This window comes from Rothia terrae, from assembly GCF_012396615.1.
In the GTDB taxonomy this organism is placed as follows: Bacteria; Actinomycetota; Actinomycetes; order Actinomycetales; family Micrococcaceae; genus Rothia; species Rothia terrae.
Genome location: NZ_JAAXPV010000008.1, coordinates 21,017 through 36,683, shown reverse-complemented (window position 1 = coordinate 36,683; position 15,667 = coordinate 21,017). Strand labels below are relative to the sequence as shown.

The 15,667-nt window shown below is 53.4% G+C and carries 14 protein-coding genes; 5 read left to right on the top strand and 9 right to left on the bottom strand.

The annotated features are described in order from the left end of the window. The first annotated feature begins 26 nt into the window (after positions 1–26). Positions 27–512, top strand: a complete 486-nt coding sequence (locus HF984_RS05745) for an NUDIX hydrolase (RefSeq protein ID WP_168614729.1) — start codon at positions 27–29, stop codon at positions 510–512. 77 nt (positions 513–589) lie between these two features. Here the strand turns inward: HF984_RS05745 and HF984_RS05740 are convergent, their stop codons facing one another. The 4 genes from HF984_RS05740 to HF984_RS05725 all read right to left on the bottom strand — a co-directional run bounded on the left by HF984_RS05740 (position 590) and on the right by HF984_RS05725 (position 5,671). Continuing rightward, positions 590–2,344 (bottom strand): pyruvate dehydrogenase, encoded by a 1,755-nt coding sequence (locus tag HF984_RS05740; RefSeq protein WP_168614728.1) that lies wholly within the window; start codon positions 2,342–2,344, stop codon positions 590–592. Between the two features lie 389 nt (positions 2,345–2,733). Further along, positions 2,734–4,143: a class II fumarate hydratase gene (locus HF984_RS05735; RefSeq protein WP_168614727.1), complete on the bottom strand. Its 1,410-nt coding sequence runs from the start codon at positions 4,141–4,143 to the stop codon at positions 2,734–2,736. Between the two features lie 100 nt (positions 4,144–4,243). Further along, the gene (locus HF984_RS05730) at positions 4,244–4,873 is read right to left on the bottom strand and encodes a carbonic anhydrase (protein WP_168614726.1); all 630 of its coding nucleotides are present in this window, start codon (positions 4,871–4,873) and stop codon (positions 4,244–4,246) included. Between the two features lie 90 nt (positions 4,874–4,963). After that, positions 4,964–5,671 (bottom strand): DUF4245 family protein, encoded by a 708-nt coding sequence (locus tag HF984_RS05725; RefSeq protein ID WP_168614725.1) that lies wholly within the window; start codon positions 5,669–5,671, stop codon positions 4,964–4,966. Positions 5,672–5,916: 245 nt separating this feature from the next. Here HF984_RS05725 and glpX point away from each other — a divergent pair, with 245 nt between their 5' ends. Then, positions 5,917–6,921 carry a class II fructose-bisphosphatase gene (glpX, locus tag HF984_RS05720; protein WP_168614724.1) on the top strand — a complete coding sequence of 335 codons (1,005 nt, stop codon included), beginning with the start codon at positions 5,917–5,919 and terminating at the stop codon, positions 6,919–6,921. A 277-nt stretch (positions 6,922–7,198) separates the two neighbouring features. Continuing rightward, the gene (locus HF984_RS05715; protein WP_168614723.1) at positions 7,199–8,950 is read left to right on the top strand and encodes a hypothetical protein; all 1,752 of its coding nucleotides are present in this window, start codon (positions 7,199–7,201) and stop codon (positions 8,948–8,950) included. A gap of 73 nt (positions 8,951–9,023) precedes the next feature. Here the strand turns inward: HF984_RS05715 and HF984_RS05710 are convergent, their stop codons facing one another. The 5 genes from HF984_RS05710 to HF984_RS05690 all read right to left on the bottom strand — a co-directional run bounded on the left by HF984_RS05710 (position 9,024) and on the right by HF984_RS05690 (position 14,492). Then, positions 9,024–10,052 carry a lipid II:glycine glycyltransferase FemX gene (locus HF984_RS05710; protein ID WP_168614722.1) on the bottom strand — a complete coding sequence of 343 codons (1,029 nt, stop codon included), beginning with the start codon at positions 10,050–10,052 and terminating at the stop codon, positions 9,024–9,026. A gap of 64 nt (positions 10,053–10,116) precedes the next feature. Then, positions 10,117–11,655, bottom strand: a complete 1,539-nt coding sequence (locus tag HF984_RS05705) for an LCP family glycopolymer transferase (protein WP_168614721.1) — start codon at positions 11,653–11,655, stop codon at positions 10,117–10,119. Positions 11,656–11,761: 106 nt separating this feature from the next. Beyond that, complete coding sequence (gene purE, locus HF984_RS05700) at positions 11,762–12,424, bottom strand: 5-(carboxyamino)imidazole ribonucleotide mutase (RefSeq protein ID WP_168614720.1); 663 nt, start codon at positions 12,422–12,424, stop codon at positions 11,762–11,764. A 60-nt stretch (positions 12,425–12,484) separates the two neighbouring features. Then, a complete protein-coding gene (locus tag HF984_RS05695) occupies positions 12,485–13,618 on the bottom strand; it encodes a 5-(carboxyamino)imidazole ribonucleotide synthase (protein WP_247596491.1) in 1,134 nt (377 codons plus the stop codon). A gap of 136 nt (positions 13,619–13,754) precedes the next feature. Then, positions 13,755–14,492, bottom strand: a complete 738-nt coding sequence (locus tag HF984_RS05690; protein ID WP_168614718.1) for a TIGR03089 family protein — start codon at positions 14,490–14,492, stop codon at positions 13,755–13,757. A 346-nt stretch (positions 14,493–14,838) separates the two neighbouring features. Here HF984_RS05690 and HF984_RS11710 point away from each other — a divergent pair, with 346 nt between their 5' ends. Together HF984_RS11710 and HF984_RS05680 are read left to right on the top strand one after the other, a co-directional pair. Next, the gene (locus HF984_RS11710; RefSeq protein ID WP_281727787.1) at positions 14,839–15,321 is read left to right on the top strand and encodes a WhiB family transcriptional regulator; all 483 of its coding nucleotides are present in this window, start codon (positions 14,839–14,841) and stop codon (positions 15,319–15,321) included. Positions 15,322–15,340: 19 nt separating this feature from the next. Beyond that, positions 15,341–15,598, top strand: coding sequence for a DUF3499 family protein (locus HF984_RS05680; RefSeq protein ID WP_168614717.1), 258 nt, complete (start codon positions 15,341–15,343; stop codon positions 15,596–15,598). Positions 15,599–15,667: the final 69 nt, after the last annotated feature.

Below are 15,667 nucleotides of genomic sequence, written 5' to 3'. Positions count from 1 at the left end.
GATTCTCCGCGAAAGGAACTGACCTTATGCCTACCCCAGAATTTATTACCGAGTTGCGTAGCAAAATTGGTCACGACATGCTGTGGCTCTCGGGCGCAACCGCGGTCATCGTGCGCGATGAAGACCAGAAAATCCTGCTGGTACGCCGTAGCGATAACGGTCTGTGGACGCCCATCACCGGCATCGTGGATCCCGGCGAAAACCCGGCGCTGACCGTGCTACGTGAATCTGAAGAAGAAGCCAACGTCGAAGTAGAGGTTGTTGCGCTCACCCAGCTCAAGGCTGACCCGCCGCAGACCTTCGGTAATGGCGACCAGTGCCAGTTCTTAGATCACACTTTTTTGTGTAAATATGTCAGCGGTGTGGCTCGCGTGAACGATGAGGAATCCTCGGCGGTGCAGTGGGTTTCGGTAGATGAGCTAGACGGCCTGGTCAACGAAAGGATGCGCGAGCGCATCGACTCAGCGCTGAACTACACCGGCCACACTCGCTTCGGCTTCGAACAGGTATAAGACGAAAAGCAAAAAGGTGCGGCGCTCCAACGAAGGAGTGCCGCACCTTTATCGCGTTCTAGAGGAGAACTAAATCCTTAGGAGAACTGACGCCATGCGCGAGCGTTACGCAGGTTGGACTTAGCCATTGCGACAGCCTCACCCGCACCGCGGTTGAGCGCAATCTTGCTCATAGAAGTTGCAAAACCAACGATCTGGTTAGCTTCGACCTCGGGAGGCATGGACAGCGCATTGGGATCAGTAATGATCTCAACCAGTGACGGGCCGTTATGAGCCAGCGCCTTACGGTAAGCCTTCTCAAGATCCTTAGGCTTCTCAACACGCTGAGCCTGGAATCCAGCGGCGGTCGCGATGTCAGCGTAGTTGACCAGGGGAACATCCACGCCGTAGTCCTCAAAGCCCTGAACCAGCTGTTCGAGCTTGACCATACCCAGAGTTGAGTTGTTGAAAACAACCACAGTCAGCGGCAGGTTGTACATCTTAGCGGTGAGCAACTCACCCATCAGCATGCTCAGACCGCCGTCACCCGACACAGAAATCACCTGGCGGTTAGGCTGTGAGAACTGCGCACCCAAAGCGTGCGGCAGTGCGTTAGCCATTGAGCCGTGCAAGAATGAGCCAATCAGGCGGCGCTTGCCGTTGGGCTCGATGTAGCGTGAGGTCCACACGTTGCACATGCCGGTATCGGCGGTGAAAATTGCGTCGTCAGCTGCAACATCGTTCAAGATTGAGGCCGCGTATTCGGGGTGAATCTTCTGGAACTTGCTGGGCTTAGTGGTGTATGCGCCAACAACCTTGGACATTACGGTGTTGTGCTTCTTCAACAGTCCTTTGAGGAACTTGCGGTTCTTCTTGCGCTTGATTAGCGGCAGAACAGCTGCGATAGTTGCGCGAACATCGCCCTCAACCTGCAGACCAACGTTGGTGCGGCGTCCCATAACCTCAGCTGCGGTATCAATCTGAATGGTGTCGGTATCGGGCAAGAACTGGTCGTAAGGGAAGTCAGTGCCCAACAGAAGCATGAGATCCGCATCCTTAAGCCCCTCAGCCGCAGCACCGTAACCCAGCAGACCGGTCATACCCACATCGAAGGGGTTGTCGTACTGAATGAATTCTTTACCGCGCAACGAGTGACCAACGGGTGCTGCTGCGAGATCCGCAAGCTCGATTACCTCATCGTGAGCTCCCTTAACACCGGCGCCAGCAAAGATAGCGACCTTCTCAGCCTTGTTGATGCGGTCAGCGATTTCCTGAATAGTTGCCGCATCGGGGGTGAGGACGCCACGGCGCAGGTCGCCAAGTGCGGGTACCTGATCAACAGCGTCCGCGTCCGCGATATCACCGGGAATTGTCACCACTGAAACACCATTCAGCGCGATAGCGTGCTTGATACCGGAGTTGATGATGCGCAGGGTCTGAGCCGGAGCTACAGCCATCTCGTTGTAAACGGAGCAGTCTTCGAAGATGCGCTCGGGGTGGGTCTCCTGGAAGTAGCCTGAGCCAATCTGAGCAGAAGGAATGTGCGATGCGATAGCGAGCACGGGGTTGTGCGAGCGATTAGCATCGTACAGACCGTTGATGAGGTGGGTGTTACCCGGTCCGCATGAGCCAGCGCAGACGGCGAGCTCACCGGTAATCTCAGCGTCAGCTGCTGCCGCAAATGCTGCTGCCTCTTCATGGCGCACGTGAATCCAGTCGATGCCGCCCTTGGCCGAGCCACCGGATGCGCGTACCGCGTCAACGATAGGGTTCAATGAGTCACCTACGACACCGTAGATGCGTGAAACGCCAGCTTCGATTAGCTGGCTCACAATTTGCTCTGCGAGCTTCACTTTATCTCCCAAACTTTTGAGTTCAAGTAATTCTTACCTTTTCATTCTTGTCTGGTTAGCCAAGCTTTTCAAGGTCATCACCTGTGAAATATCAGTGAGCTTGCTATCTGTTGAATGTGATGTCAACGATATATAAAGGCGGTGAAACCAGTTTTCTCCGGTGCTTCTGCTCGCCCTCAAAGATGCGAAAAATGGGGGGTAAACGTGCAGCAACATAGAAATGGATCACAGGGGAGTCGTCCTCTATCCGGCAGAGTCTTTAAACGAAAATTTCCTCCCAGGTCTTTCGCCCACAACAAGTGCGCGCGAAAGACCTGGAAGGAAAAATCGTTAGTGATTGAGTAGAAACAAGGCGGCGCTCGATTCCTCTCTAACTTAGCCGCTGATTCTTAGGAGTAGTTACCCAGCATCTTGGTAACATCGAGAGCTGAATCCAGCTGTTCCTCGGTGACTTCGCCGCGTTCTACGTAGCCAAGAGCAATAACTGCCTCGCGCACCGTAGTCTTGTTAGCCACTGAGTACTTAGCAATCTTCGCTGCTGCTTCATAGCCGATGAGCTTGTTCATCGGGGTAACGGTTGACGGTGAAGCTTCAGCCAAGAAGCGTGCGCGTTCTTCGTTAGCTTCCAGACCGTCAATCATCTTCTCTGCCATGACGCGGGTTGCGTTGGAGAGCAGGCGGATGGACTGCAAGAGGTTTGCAGCCATGACGGGAATACCGACGTTGAGCTCAAATGCGCCATTGGTGGAGGACAGCGCGATGGTGGTGTCATTACCGATAACCTGTGCAGCTACCTGAATAACAGCTTCACAAATTACGGGGTTGACCTTACCGGGCATGATTGATGAGCCGGGCTGGAGGTCAGGAATATGAAGTTCGCCGAGACCTGTGTTGGGGCCTGAACCCATCCAGCGGATATCGTTGTTGATCTTCATCAGTGAGTACGCGATGTTGCGCAACTGACCTGATGCTTCAATCAGACCGTCACGGTTTGCCTGTGCTTCGAAGTGGTTGCGTGCTTCGGTCAGTGGCAGGCCGGTTTCTTCGGCGAGCAGTTCAATAACTCGTGCTGAGAAGCCGTCGGGGGTGTTGATGCCGGTTCCCACTGCGGTGCCACCGAGGGGAACCTCAGCGACGCGGGGGAGGGACGCATCAATACGCTCGATACCGTAGCGAATCTGCGCTGCATAGCCCCCAAATTCCTGGCCCAGGGTTACGGGGGTCGCATCCATGAGGTGGGTGCGGCCGGACTTAACGACGTCCTTGAATTCCTTAGCCTTCTTCTCCAGTGAAGTTGCCAGGTAGTCCAGCGCAGGCTTGAGGTCGTTAATCAGGGCCTCGGTAGCTGCAACGTGAACGGAGGTCGGGAAAACGTCGTTTGATGACTGCGATGCGTTGACGTGGTCGTTGGGGTGAACGTTGACGCCCTTGCCCTCGAGCTCACGGTTTGCCAGGGTTGCCAGTACCTCGTTGGTGTTCATATTTGATGAGGTGCCCGAACCGGTCTGGAAAACATCAATCGGGAAATCATCGTTGTGCTTGCCCGCCGCAACAGCGTCCGCTGCGGTGCGGATAGCCTGCGCGCGCTCAGCGTCGAGCACGTTCAACTCTTCATTAGCTGTAGCAGCTGCTTTCTTAACCAGAGCGAGTGCGCGAATGTGTGCGGGCTCTAGAGTCTGACCTGAGATGGGGAAGTTCTCAACGGCGCGCTGAGTCTGCGCGCTGTAGAGTGCGTTAGCGGGAACGCGGACTTCGCCCATGGTGTCGTGTTCAATACGGTATTCAGTGTTTTCTGCCATATAACCAGCATAAACCCCATGCGTGAGGTGAACCTCATCGAGCTGAAAATATGTAGGTTTATTGCGGCATGGAGATATGCGGTCTTGAGGGGATAAAATCTTAGGACGCAGTAATTTCAGGCGATGAAGAGTACACCAGCTCTGCTTTACCGTCTGCAAGGTGATAGAAGACGCCAATCACGGCGGTGTTCTCTGCCGCGACCGCCTGAGCAATAATGTGTGACTGCTCTGCGATGCGGGCAGCTGTTTGACGGGTGTGCTCCACCACCATGTCGTTGACGGTTGGCTCTGCCGGTAGCGCCGGTGAGATGACTGAGGGCAGGATGCGTTCAACGAGGTTACGTACAAAACCGTGAGGCATAGTTCCGGTATCGTGCGCTGTCTTTGCCGCAGTAACAGCGCCACAGGAGTCATGACCCAGCACCATCACGAGGGGAACATTCAGATCATCGATAGCGTATTCGATAGAGCCCAACACCGAGTTATCAATAACCTGCCCCGCTGTTCGAATAACGAAGGCATCACCCAGGCCGAGGTCGAAGATGATTTCCGCGGCTAGACGCGAGTCACCGCATCCAAAAATGGCGGCAAACGGTGCCTGACCGGATGCCAAGGACGCGCGGTGCAGGGCGTCCTGGTTAGGGTGCTCAGATGAAGAGGACACGAAACGGGCGTTGCCTTCTTCAAGTCGATGCCAAGCCTCAGCGGGGGTGGTGATTGAGGTATTCATCAAAAGCCTTTCAAACTTGAGGTAAGTGAGCTTCATTATAAGCGCATTCAAAAGCGGCACAAGAGTATTTCTTGTGCCAGATTTTGTGTCTTATTGAATTCCGGTGTCGGAAGTTGATGTGGGAGAGGCTGTTGCTGTGGGCTGCTTTTGGTAGTTCACCACAGCGTCAGCTAACTGAGCGAAGTCGGTGCCAGGAACATCGCTACCGTACATAATGACGGTGGTTCCTGAGACCTCACCGATGTAATAGGTAACGGTTTCATCTTTATCGTTTTGACCGGTGCGAACGTCCCAATTTACGCCACTCACGCTCTCGTTGCCCTGGGGCGCTGCATTGTTAGTTTGTTGCGCAATCCAGCTGTCATTGGTCTTAGACGCATCTGCCTGTTTGAGGGTAATGAAGTGATCTGAGCCGGTAATCTGACCGGTTTCCCAGTAGTTAATCTTGTCTGCCTGGTTAGAATTCCAGCGCGCAAAGTTATAGTGCCAGCCCTCAAGTTCCGGTGCAGCAACAGCAAAGGAAGATGCTTCACCCGCCTCATACGCGACCTTTGGCAAATCAACTTCTGCCTGGTACGGGTCTTTGTTGGGCTGGGGCATCAGCCACAAAACGGGAACAATGCATACAACGAGCACCACCATGGAGATAATCATGTTACGTACCGGCGCGTTGATGCGCTGAGCCTGCTTTGCGGTAATCTGCGGTTTCACACCGTCCGCAACGGTCGCGGGAGCTTGTTGCTCCGCAGCTGACACGGAACCGGCTGAAGAAGAATTCTGATGCTGCGATGAAGTCACCTCCCTATTGTCACGTACAAATGGTGCGGTTGCCAAAGCGATAACCGCAATAAGGTGATAAAAGGTGCAAGTACTAGCCCGTCATATTGAGCAGAAGTGAAACAAGACACAGGTAATCTTTCCGGTAAAGCTCTGCAGAAACTGCGCCAAAGCCCCGAAAATGGTTATTGTTGAAATATCGCGCGCAACGATGCGCCGCGAGACCGGTAGACACCGCAGGGCTGAAAACACTCAAAGGGGAGATAATGTCAGCAGCTAAAAACGAAAACTTTGGTCGCAACCTCGCGCTAGAACTCGTGCGCGCAACGGAAGCGGCGGCTATTGCATCCGCACCCTGGGTTGGTGCAGGCGACAAAAATAAGGCAGACGGCGCGGCAGTAGATGCCATGCGTTACCGCCTCTCAAGCGTGAACTTCAACGGCACCGTTGTCATCGGTGAAGGCGAAAAAGATGAAGCGCCCATGCTTTACAACGGTGAATCTGTTGGTGATGGAACCGGCCCCAAGATGGATGTAGCTGTTGACCCTATTGACGGTACCCGACTGACTGCTCTAGGTATGGACAACGCACTTTCCGTTATTGCTGTTGCAGACGGTGGCTCAATGTTCGACCCCTCAGCTGTTTTCTACATGGAAAAGCTGGTGACCGGCCCTGAGGCTGCTGATCTGGTCGACTTGCGTTTGCCTGTTAAACAGAATCTGCACCTTGTGGCGAAAGCTAAAGGCAAGAAGATTAACCAGCTGACCGTTTGTGTTCTTGACCGTCCGCGCCATAGCGGAATCATTGAAGAAATCCGTGCAACCGGTGCGCGTACCCGCATGATTCTTGATGGCGACGTGGCTGGCGCCATCGCTGCTTGCCGTGAAAATTCAGGTATCGACCTCATGCTCGGTACCGGCGGCACCCCTGAGGGCATTGTGGCTGCGTGTGCTATCAAAGCAACCGGCGGCATCATACAGGGACGCTTGGCTCCCACCGATGACGCGGAACGTCAGAAGGCACTGGACGCCGGACATGATCTTGATGCGGTGCTAACCACCGATGAGCTCGTTACTTCTGACAACTGCTACTTTGCCGCAACCGGCATCACCGGCGGTAAGCTGCTACGCGGTGTGCGCTACGGTCGCAACACCATCACTACCCAGTCAATGATTATGCGCTCAAAGTCAGGCACTATCCGAACCGTCGACGCAGAGCACAACTTGGCACGCTGGGAAAGCATTCTCGAAAAGAACATGCCGAATAATTAGTTTTCCATTTAGTTATTGTGAAGACTAAATTTTAGAGTCGCGATGAAAATGCTCCTGTACTGTGTGCGGGAGCATTTTTGTTCTCCCCGTAATATGAAGCCTCATTTACTGTTTTATTCCAACAGTTATGGGGACAAAATGCTGAAAGGAAGCTGAACGCTCAGTAAAACTATGCTGGCTTTCATACGCTAGCAGTATAGCTACCCCTCGGTAGTTATTGAGAGCCACCATCTTAAAGTGAACCGCTCTCGCACACTTTCATCATTAGGGGAAAACAATGGGGAAAACCACCCAAAAACTAGGCGTTGCCTTCCTATCGGCAGCCATGTTGCTCAGCGCAGCGCCCGGCGTAGCAAACGCTGCTACCATCAATGCATCAACCGCCATCGGTAAATACGGTCAAGCGCATCAAGGGGAACTTGGCAATCCGGTGACTGATGAGCAGAAGTTTGCCAACGGCGCGTCCGCCCAGGAATTTGAGCACGGTCTGGTGACTTACAGTCAGCGCACCGGTACTCGTACTCTCACCAACGCCCAGGAAATTCAGGCATTCAAGAATGCCGGTGGTGTTGAGAAGTTTGGTGCTTTGGAAAGTGACTCGTGGAACAATACGTTCTGTGGTCAGTCAGTGACCACCTTCGACGGTAAGACTCGTTGGATGGTTGTGGTTGATGCGAAAACCCAGCCGTCATCATCGGTTGATCTCAATAGTGCTGAGGGTAACCAGTGGAAGAAGGACCGCGTCAAAACTAATGCATGCTTCCCTGATAATGCTCCGGTTGTTGATCAGCCGACTGAGCCGACTGATCCTGCTCAGCCTGAGAATCTTGTTGCTAATTTGGACTGGTCAAAGGCGACTTACGTTCAGTATAAAAACGCTCTACTATTGCAGACAGATACCACTGCGTATGTGACTGCGGCTGACGCTAACGGTGTTCGCGTGGCTAATGCTCCTGTGTACGAGGTGGAGTGGTTGAAGACCAATGAGGCTGCCCGTCAGGTGTGGACTTGGGAAAACTATAATTCAGGTAAGCTGTCGTTGCTGGGGCTACCGATTGCACCCGCTACGTGGAACGGCAATACCTCGACTCAGACTTTTGACTACGGCACTGTGACATGGACTCGAGGTTCGGAGCGACCTACGGTTGAGCTGACCCAAGAAGGTACTGTAAAGCTCGAATCTGCTGCGCAGGTACACGGATACGATATTCGCGCAGAAGGTTACACCGGAAACCTAACTCCGTTGGATGACCGTTTTCTGATTGAGAAAACATCTGAGTTCATCTTTGTTTACGACTCCAAAGCAGATACCGCGGGTTGGATGGATCCTAGGGTATTCGATGAGTTTGTTAAAGATCCTGACAGATTTGGCACTATTAAGTACTCGGGAAGTATCGGCGATGGTCGCGGTGGCCCCATCTACAACTACATGATTACCTATTTCGATGAACCTGAAGGCGGAGAAACGCAAGTTACCGGTTTTATGACGAAATCTGTAACTGTATCCTCTGACAGAGACGGCAATTACATCATCGATAACGAGCCTGAACTTGCTTCTTTGACCGATCCTGCAACCGTTGACTGGTCAAAGTATGCAACTTTGATGGGTAACCAGCAAGCCTTGTACTTTCAAGATGGTGACTCAGCCTTGATTATTGCAGCTAACCCGGATGGTACTCCAAAGATGGGTGCTAAAGCTGTTCGCTCTGATGTTCTAGGTTTCCAGATGACCCGTTTTGACGGTCGCTGGGACCACAATTTCGCTTCAGCCTGGGTCTACGGTAGTCCCTATACTGATGAAATTACCAACGCTGGAGCACTTGGTCTGCCTTTGGCTGACGGTCGCTATGTAGAAGAGAACGGACAGAAGTACTACCTCCAGGACTTTGAAGGTGGCAGTATCAAATGGGCCGTACCCGCTTCACGGCTCATTGAATCTGATGATTCAAAGGTAGAGATCACTTTGAACGCCTTGGGCGAGGCGCGCTTAACTGCGAATGACCCTCAGCTTCCTGCTGTTAACGGCTAAGATCTAACGTAATGCAAATGCGTCCTCGCGGCATCAGCCTCGAGGACGCATTTCTTATGAAGCGCAGTCGGTTTTACTTACCGATCTTTGCGCGTACTTTAGCTACGGTGTTCTTTACAACCGGCAGTGCTTTAGCCTTGGCGTCCATCAGCTTGGACTTAACAACCGGTACCTTGCTCTTTGCCGCGTAGACGCCGGTGTACGCCTTGTAACCGGTGGCGTTGACGGGCACATCCCAAGTGCCGGGGAATTCTACGGACTGGCCGCCGAAGGACTTCTTGAACTTGGTGAAGCCCGCCCACTCGTGGTTGGGATCATCGTTCGGTGCGATGCCAAAGAGGTCAACGTACTTCAGTCCCTTAGCTTTCGCATCCACAATCAGGTTAGTCACCAGGGGGATGCCAGCTGAGAGCTTACGGTGCTCGAAAGAAGTTGCCGCGTGCGCGTAGGTGCGGGTGTCATTGGAGTCGTAGACAAAAGCGGCGCCGATGGGCTCGTCCTCAACCTTAGCGAGGTAAAGGGTAGCGGCATCGGCGGGCATGAGCACCTTTGCCACCTGCTTGAGGTACTCGTCGCGCTGACGGTTAAAGCCGGTGCGGCCTGCGGTCTCGTCCAAGAACTTAAGCAGGATATCGAGGTCCGCAGGGTTCTGGGAGGTTTCGAAGGTCACGCCCTTCTTATGGATGTTGCGGTGAAGGTTGCGGTTGGTGGACTTCATATCCTTCAGAATTGCTTCTTCATCCTGGTTCAGATCAATGATTTGAGTATGTGAAGGCTGTACCTGGCGCGGTGAAATTTTATAACCGCGTGCGCGCAAGAAAGCGGAAGGCACAGTGCCCTCAAAAATTTCATCGTTAGTGGGTTCAATACGCACGAACAGGCACTTGTTGTCGCGGGCTACGCGGGTGAGTTCTGCAATAGCTTCATCAAATGCAGAAGCTGAGGATGCGACGGGGCCGTAGGGGCAGTAAAGGTAACGGCCGGTTTTGCCGCCCTCTAATGTAGCCATGTAGCTCCAGCCGGTGCCTGAACCGGTGAAGACCTTGTGGCCGTTTGATTCTTGAAACTTTGCCCAAATGGAAGACTGCAGAATATTACTCATGTGCTTTAGTCTATCGGTTATAAACAACGCCCGCCGGGTATAAAACTCGGCGGGCGTTAGTGTTTTAGGGAACGGAGCAGGTACCGTTTGAGGTCAGCTCGGCGGCTGATTCGATGGTCGTTACTTCACCGCTTACGCTTTGGAAGACCTGCTGAGGTGCCTCAGACTTCGGTGCCATAGCCACTGTTGCCTCAGGCGTCTTACCCTCTGCAGAGTCTGCAATTACCTGCTGAACACGCGAGTGAATCTCATCGTAATCCGGGTAGGTAGGGAAGATATCTTCAAAGTAGGGGGGAGCGATAGCGAACTGAATCAGATCGTGCTGACGCGACTTAATAGCAACGTCACCAAGTTCACTCAACCCAGATTCGGGGATGTTGGTTTCTACGATCTGCTCGCCAGCTGCTGTAATGTCAGCGAATTTGGTCAGCACGTTGGCAGGCTCTAACTGCTTGAGCATTGCTGCCTGCACACATCGCTGACGTGCCTCGCGGTCATAATCCGATGCACCCTCACGGGAACGCGCGTACCACAGGGCATGGAAGCCATCGAGGTGCTGCACGCCCGGTTCAATGTAACCATCAATCGGGTTCTTCTCACCGGTGATGAGGTCAGTACCGCCGCCGATCGGTACGCGTCCACCCACATCGATAGTGATGCCGCCCAAAGCATCAATGAGGGACGCGAAACCCTCCATATCGATCAACATGTAGTTATCGATCTGCAAACCGATGGAGCCGGACACCGCGTCCATGGTCGCCTCAGCGCCGGGGTCGTTGGAATCAGGGTACAAGTCAGTGTGGTTGGCGGTGACATCGGTGTAGAGCGCGTTAAGAATGCATTCGTCACCGCAGTTATAACCCTCGGGGTAAATCTGCCACAGCGGCGAATCTTCCGAAAACTGGGCATTTTGCAGGTTACGCGGAACCGAAATAGTGACCGCCTGTCCGGTGGACGCGTCGATTGACACGACCGTCATAGAGTCGGGGCGTCGCCCGACGCGGTCAGCACCCGCATCGCCACCCATGAGCAAAATGTTGTAGCGTCCCTCATGCTGAGTCAAAGTACCCGAACCAGCGAAGACCTTGCCCAGCGCGCCGCGTCCAACCGAAGCGATATAGGCGGTGTATGCCAACCCGCCACTGGTAATAGCGGTGAGCGCCACCAGCCCCAAAACAACAGGAACCCTAGCGCGAGACGGCAGTGACCGCACTTGAATAATCTTGAGGGTGTTGAGAAATAGAAAAATCCACAGCGCCGCCAGCGCAATAAGCACAGCAATAAAAACCAACAACAAAAATCGGTTGGTAAAGAGCGAAAGCACCGCGGTACGGGCTGTAAAACTGCCAACAATAATCAACGCAATACAGGCCCACACTATAAGAGTCACAGCGAGCGCTCGCCGTCCCAGCTTCTTATCGCCAGCGATCAGCTGAACCGATCCGGGAACTAACAGGGTGAGCAGCACAAAAACCCAGGCGCGACGCACCTTAATAGAATCAGAGGCAACTTCGGGATGGTGAAGGGGATCCGTATAACGCGCTTGGGTGAGTTTATCGCCCTTTACGCGTGTTGCGCTGATTGTTCTTTTGGGTGTGTCCATAACTCTAACGTCCTTATTCTGGGCGTTTAAATGCTTCAGTGGCCAGGTGTTTTATCTACCTGACCACTGTAGCGAAGAAAACTGGGAATCTTCCTAAATCTGCATGCTAGGGAGCATAAGGTCCAACATAGTCTTCATCTGCGGTAGGAAGAAGATTCTCATTGTTGGGGGTAGTTGCTTTACCTGATGCTGATGCGATGGTGGTGCGCTGTGAGGACTCGTTTTCGTAGTCTTCACGGCGTTCTTCAACGCGTGAGCGCAGAACAGAGCCCTTGTCCATTGCGGTCTGACGCAGTGAGGATGCGAATTCTTGAAGATCCGCGCGTACCTGAGCTGCGAAGTCGTCGTTGCCGCTACCGAGCATACGCAGTGCCAGCAGGCCTGCGTTGCGTGCGCCGTCGATAGAGACGGTTGCTACGGGGACGCCGGCAGGCATCTGAACGATAGAGAGTAGGGAGTCCATACCGTCCAAGCTCTTGAGCTTGACGGGTACGCCGATCACGGGCAGGGGAGTGAGGGACGCGAGCATACCGGGAAGGTGTGCGGCGCCGCCAGCACCTGCGATGATTACGCGGATGCCGCGTTCGTGCGCTTTATGGCCGTACTCGACCATGTCTTCGGGCATGCGGTGTGCGGACACAACGTCTGCTTCGTAGGCGATGCCGAATTCTTCGAGAACTTCGGCGGCGGCCTCCATCACGCGCCAGTCGGAGTCTGATCCCATGACGATGCCAACGATGGGCTGCTGAGAGTTATAGGGTGATCCCATTGTTTTCTCCTTGCGGGTGTGTGCAACAAGCTGTGTAGCGCAGGTTGCAACGTAAAGGTGTTAGTTGTCGATGCCGTCGGTAAAGTAGGAGGCTAGCTGTGTCGCCGATGCGCGTAGCTGATCCAGTTCAGCTACCTGGCCCGTCATGTTGATATGGCCGATTTTGCGACCTTGACGCACGCTCTTGCCGTACAGGTGTACTTTGGCGCGGGCGTCCGTTTCTAAAACAGTGGGCAGTACTGCAAAGAGGTCTTCGTTGGCGCCGCCGAGGAAGTTTTTCATGAGAGCTACTTCGCCTTTGAGCGCAGTATCGCCCAGGGGCAGATTGAGTACCGCGCGAAGATGCTGTTCGAACTGGCTGGTGACGGAACCGTCTTGCGTCCAGTGCCCTGAGTTGTGCGGGCGCATGGCGAGTTCGTTGACCAAAAAACCGTGTTCTGAGCCGGGAACTTCAAAGAGTTCCGCTGCCATAACGCCGGTAACACCGAGTTCGGATGCGAGCTTGACGGCGGCGTCCTGCGCGCGCTGGGCAACAGCGTCGTCAATGCCGGGTGCCGGTGCGATGACCTCATCGCACACCGAGTTCACCTGAATGGATTCAGCAACGGGCCAGGGGCGTACTTCGCCCGAGTCGCGTCGTGCTACCAGGGCGGAAAGTTCGCGTGAGAAGGCAACCTTCTCTTCAACCAAAAGTGATGAGAAATCTGTGCGTTCTGCCAGTCCATCAAACCACTGCTGAGGTTTTTCACCGCGAGCTTCTGCGGCGTCATTAAGAACCATCACGCCCTTGCCGTCGTAGCCGCCGCGCGGAGTTTTCAGAACAACAGGCCACCCTGATGAATCGCCGAAAGCCACCAGCTCATCAACGGTAGTTACCTCAGCCCAGCGCGGGTTGGGTAGACCAAGGCGGTCTACTGCTTTACGCATTTCGATTTTGTCTTGGGCGTGTAGCAGGGCATCGGGGCGAGGCTGTACATTGACGCCTTCGCTCATCAGGGTCTGCAAGTACTCGCCAGGCACATGCTCGTGATCAAAGGTGAGTACGTCTACATCGCGTGCAAATTCGCGGAGCGCCTCTAAATCTTTGTAGTCACCCACAGGTGTCTCTTTTGCAGCTGCTACAGCAGAAACTTCGGGGGATTCTGCAAGGACGCGCAGATCAAATCCGAGTTCAGTGGCTGCAGGAGCCATCATGCGAGCTAGCTGCCCGCCGCCAACAACGCCAATTTTTGGTCCGGTTACAGGATATGAAGTCACGTTTCTAGGGTAACCGTTATAACGCATTTCGTGAAACCTACCTCACAGGAAAGTGGTTGAGGTGATGCAACTTTTAAAGAGAGGGGTAAGGCAGGGCTTTTTCGTCGCTGAAAATCTTGTCTCGACGGCCGGTGCTCTCAAAGTCAATTTCTGGGTCTAGCACTACGGTTGCGTAGCCTGCGATTTGTGCTGCGAAGAACTGGGTGAGAGTTGAGGGATGCGTGAGGTCACCGGATATTTCAACGGCTTGGATCGCTGACGGGAGAGCCTGGGGGAGTTTTTCTGCGAGATTATTTGCGGCGTGAAGGATCTCTGCGTGCGAGAGAGACTCAAAAGCAGGTGTGGTTGTCTCTGGCTGGTTGAACCCCATATAAACATCGGCAAAACTGCACACCTCGGCGGCATAATCAACAGGATCGAGGGATGCAGGTACCTCGCCCATGTATCGCATCCCTAAAGCTGAACGCTCAATGAGTACCGCGTATTCGGCATCAGCACCATCAAGATCTTCTGGCGAAAAAGCAAAAGCCGCACGGGCGTCCTCCGCGTGCTGAACAATAGTTGCACCCACTTGCAAACCGGCTACCGCTATTGCAAGGGTGCGCCAGTGAAGCTGAGGCGGGAGCATCACAGAGTCTTCGACTTCTACATCGAGTTCTTCAACCAGAAAATTGGCTGTTTTTGCAACCCAGTTGTCGAAGACGCGTCCGGAGAGCTCAACGCGCTCACCGGGAGCAGAGTACCAAATCAGAGAAGGTGACTGACGTTTTTTGAGGGTTTCTAAGAACCGTGAAACTGATAGTGAAGACATGGTCTCACTGTACGACCGCGCTACTACCTTTGAAAAGTTTCAGGGGGTGACTAGGTGGTTCTTGTTTGGTTAACTAAACTGAGTGAAAACTCTAATAGCTTATACCATAAAAAATAACAAATCCTAGAAATATGCGTTGTCTAAAATCGGTTAATTTGAGAACCCAGCTTGACGAACAGGGGTAAACACACGTTCAATTAGTTTCTAGGGTTTTTACGCGACACAGTTGTGCCTACAAGTAAATAGGAGCTGTTGGGAGCTCTTCTTTACGTTCACCGTGTGCATCACCGTGCGTGTTCAATAAGAGCCACACTACTCACCGTCATTGGATACGAAGGGGCGAAACATGGGTTCGTTTACTCAGTACAGGAGTGAAGCGGAAAGTTTCTCCGTAGCAACCCAGCGTTACACTATGCAATCTGCACAGTATCTAGAACAACAAGCAACCTCACTACTGACCGCAGCCGATGCGCGCGATAAAGCGAAGGACGCTAAAAAGGCTCACAATAGCCAGCAGGCAAAAAATATCGACCTGTTCTCAAATGACCCCGACGCTCTCTCCCTGTGGGAAGCGGCAGCTGGTCTGTACAGCACCGACGGCGACGATGGGGAACTTGCCTGGCAAGCCGACGCGCTCTGTGCGCAAACTGACCCCGAGGCATTCTTTCCTGAAAAAGGTGGCTCAACACGAGACGCTAAACGCGTGTGTAGCGAGTGTCCCGTGCGCGATGCGTGCCTAGAATATGCAATGGAGAACGACGAACGTTTCGGCATTTGGGGTGGACTCTCCGAACGCGAGCGCCGCCGTCTTCGTAAGCAAGCTATCTAGGAAAGCGTACTTTAGTTTCATGGCACAACAACGTCTTTGCTCCCGTCAGACCTGCACTCGTGAAGCGGTGCTTACGCTGACCTACGCTTATGCAGATTCAACTGCTGTGATCGGCCCGCTTTCTGTGCATCGCGAACCTCACGCTTATGATCTATGCGAGTTTCATGCTGACCGTCTGACTGCACCTCAGGGTTGGCAGGTAGTACGGGTTGATTCTTCAGCATCGCCTTCATCACAAGAATCATCAGATAATTTTCCGCCACTTCGAGGCGTTTAGAACTAGTATTAAGTAACCCCAGATTACTAAGCGCGCATCGCGGTGCGCGCTTTTCTTTAGATTTACCTA

Bases quoted from the DNA above. Each gene is read 5' to 3' on its own strand.
- HF984_RS05745 (WP_168614729.1), top strand. From the start codon at position 27: ATGCCTACCCCAGAATTTATTACCGAGTTGCGTAGCAAAATTGGTCAC.
- HF984_RS05735 (WP_168614727.1), bottom strand. From the start codon at position 4,143: ATGGCAGAAAACACTGAATACCGTATTGAACACGACACCATGGGCGAA.
- HF984_RS05730 (WP_168614726.1), bottom strand. From the start codon at position 4,873: ATGAATACCTCAATCACCACCCCCGCTGAGGCTTGGCATCGACTTGAA.
- glpX (WP_168614724.1), top strand. From the start codon at position 5,917: ATGTCAGCAGCTAAAAACGAAAACTTTGGTCGCAACCTCGCGCTAGAA.
- HF984_RS05715 (WP_168614723.1), top strand. From the start codon at position 7,199: ATGGGGAAAACCACCCAAAAACTAGGCGTTGCCTTCCTATCGGCAGCC.
- HF984_RS05710 (WP_168614722.1), bottom strand. From the start codon at position 10,052: ATGAGTAATATTCTGCAGTCTTCCATTTGGGCAAAGTTTCAAGAATCA.
- HF984_RS05705 (WP_168614721.1), bottom strand. From the start codon at position 11,655: ATGGACACACCCAAAAGAACAATCAGCGCAACACGCGTAAAGGGCGAT.
- purE (WP_168614720.1), bottom strand. From the start codon at position 12,424: ATGGGATCACCCTATAACTCTCAGCAGCCCATCGTTGGCATCGTCATG.
- HF984_RS05695 (WP_247596491.1), bottom strand. From the start codon at position 13,618: ATGATGGCTCCTGCAGCCACTGAACTCGGATTTGATCTGCGCGTCCTT.
- HF984_RS05690 (WP_168614718.1), bottom strand. From the start codon at position 14,492: ATGTCTTCACTATCAGTTTCACGGTTCTTAGAAACCCTCAAAAAACGT.
- HF984_RS11710 (WP_281727787.1), top strand. From the start codon at position 14,839: ATGGGTTCGTTTACTCAGTACAGGAGTGAAGCGGAAAGTTTCTCCGTA.
- HF984_RS05680 (WP_168614717.1), top strand. From the start codon at position 15,341: ATGGCACAACAACGTCTTTGCTCCCGTCAGACCTGCACTCGTGAAGCG.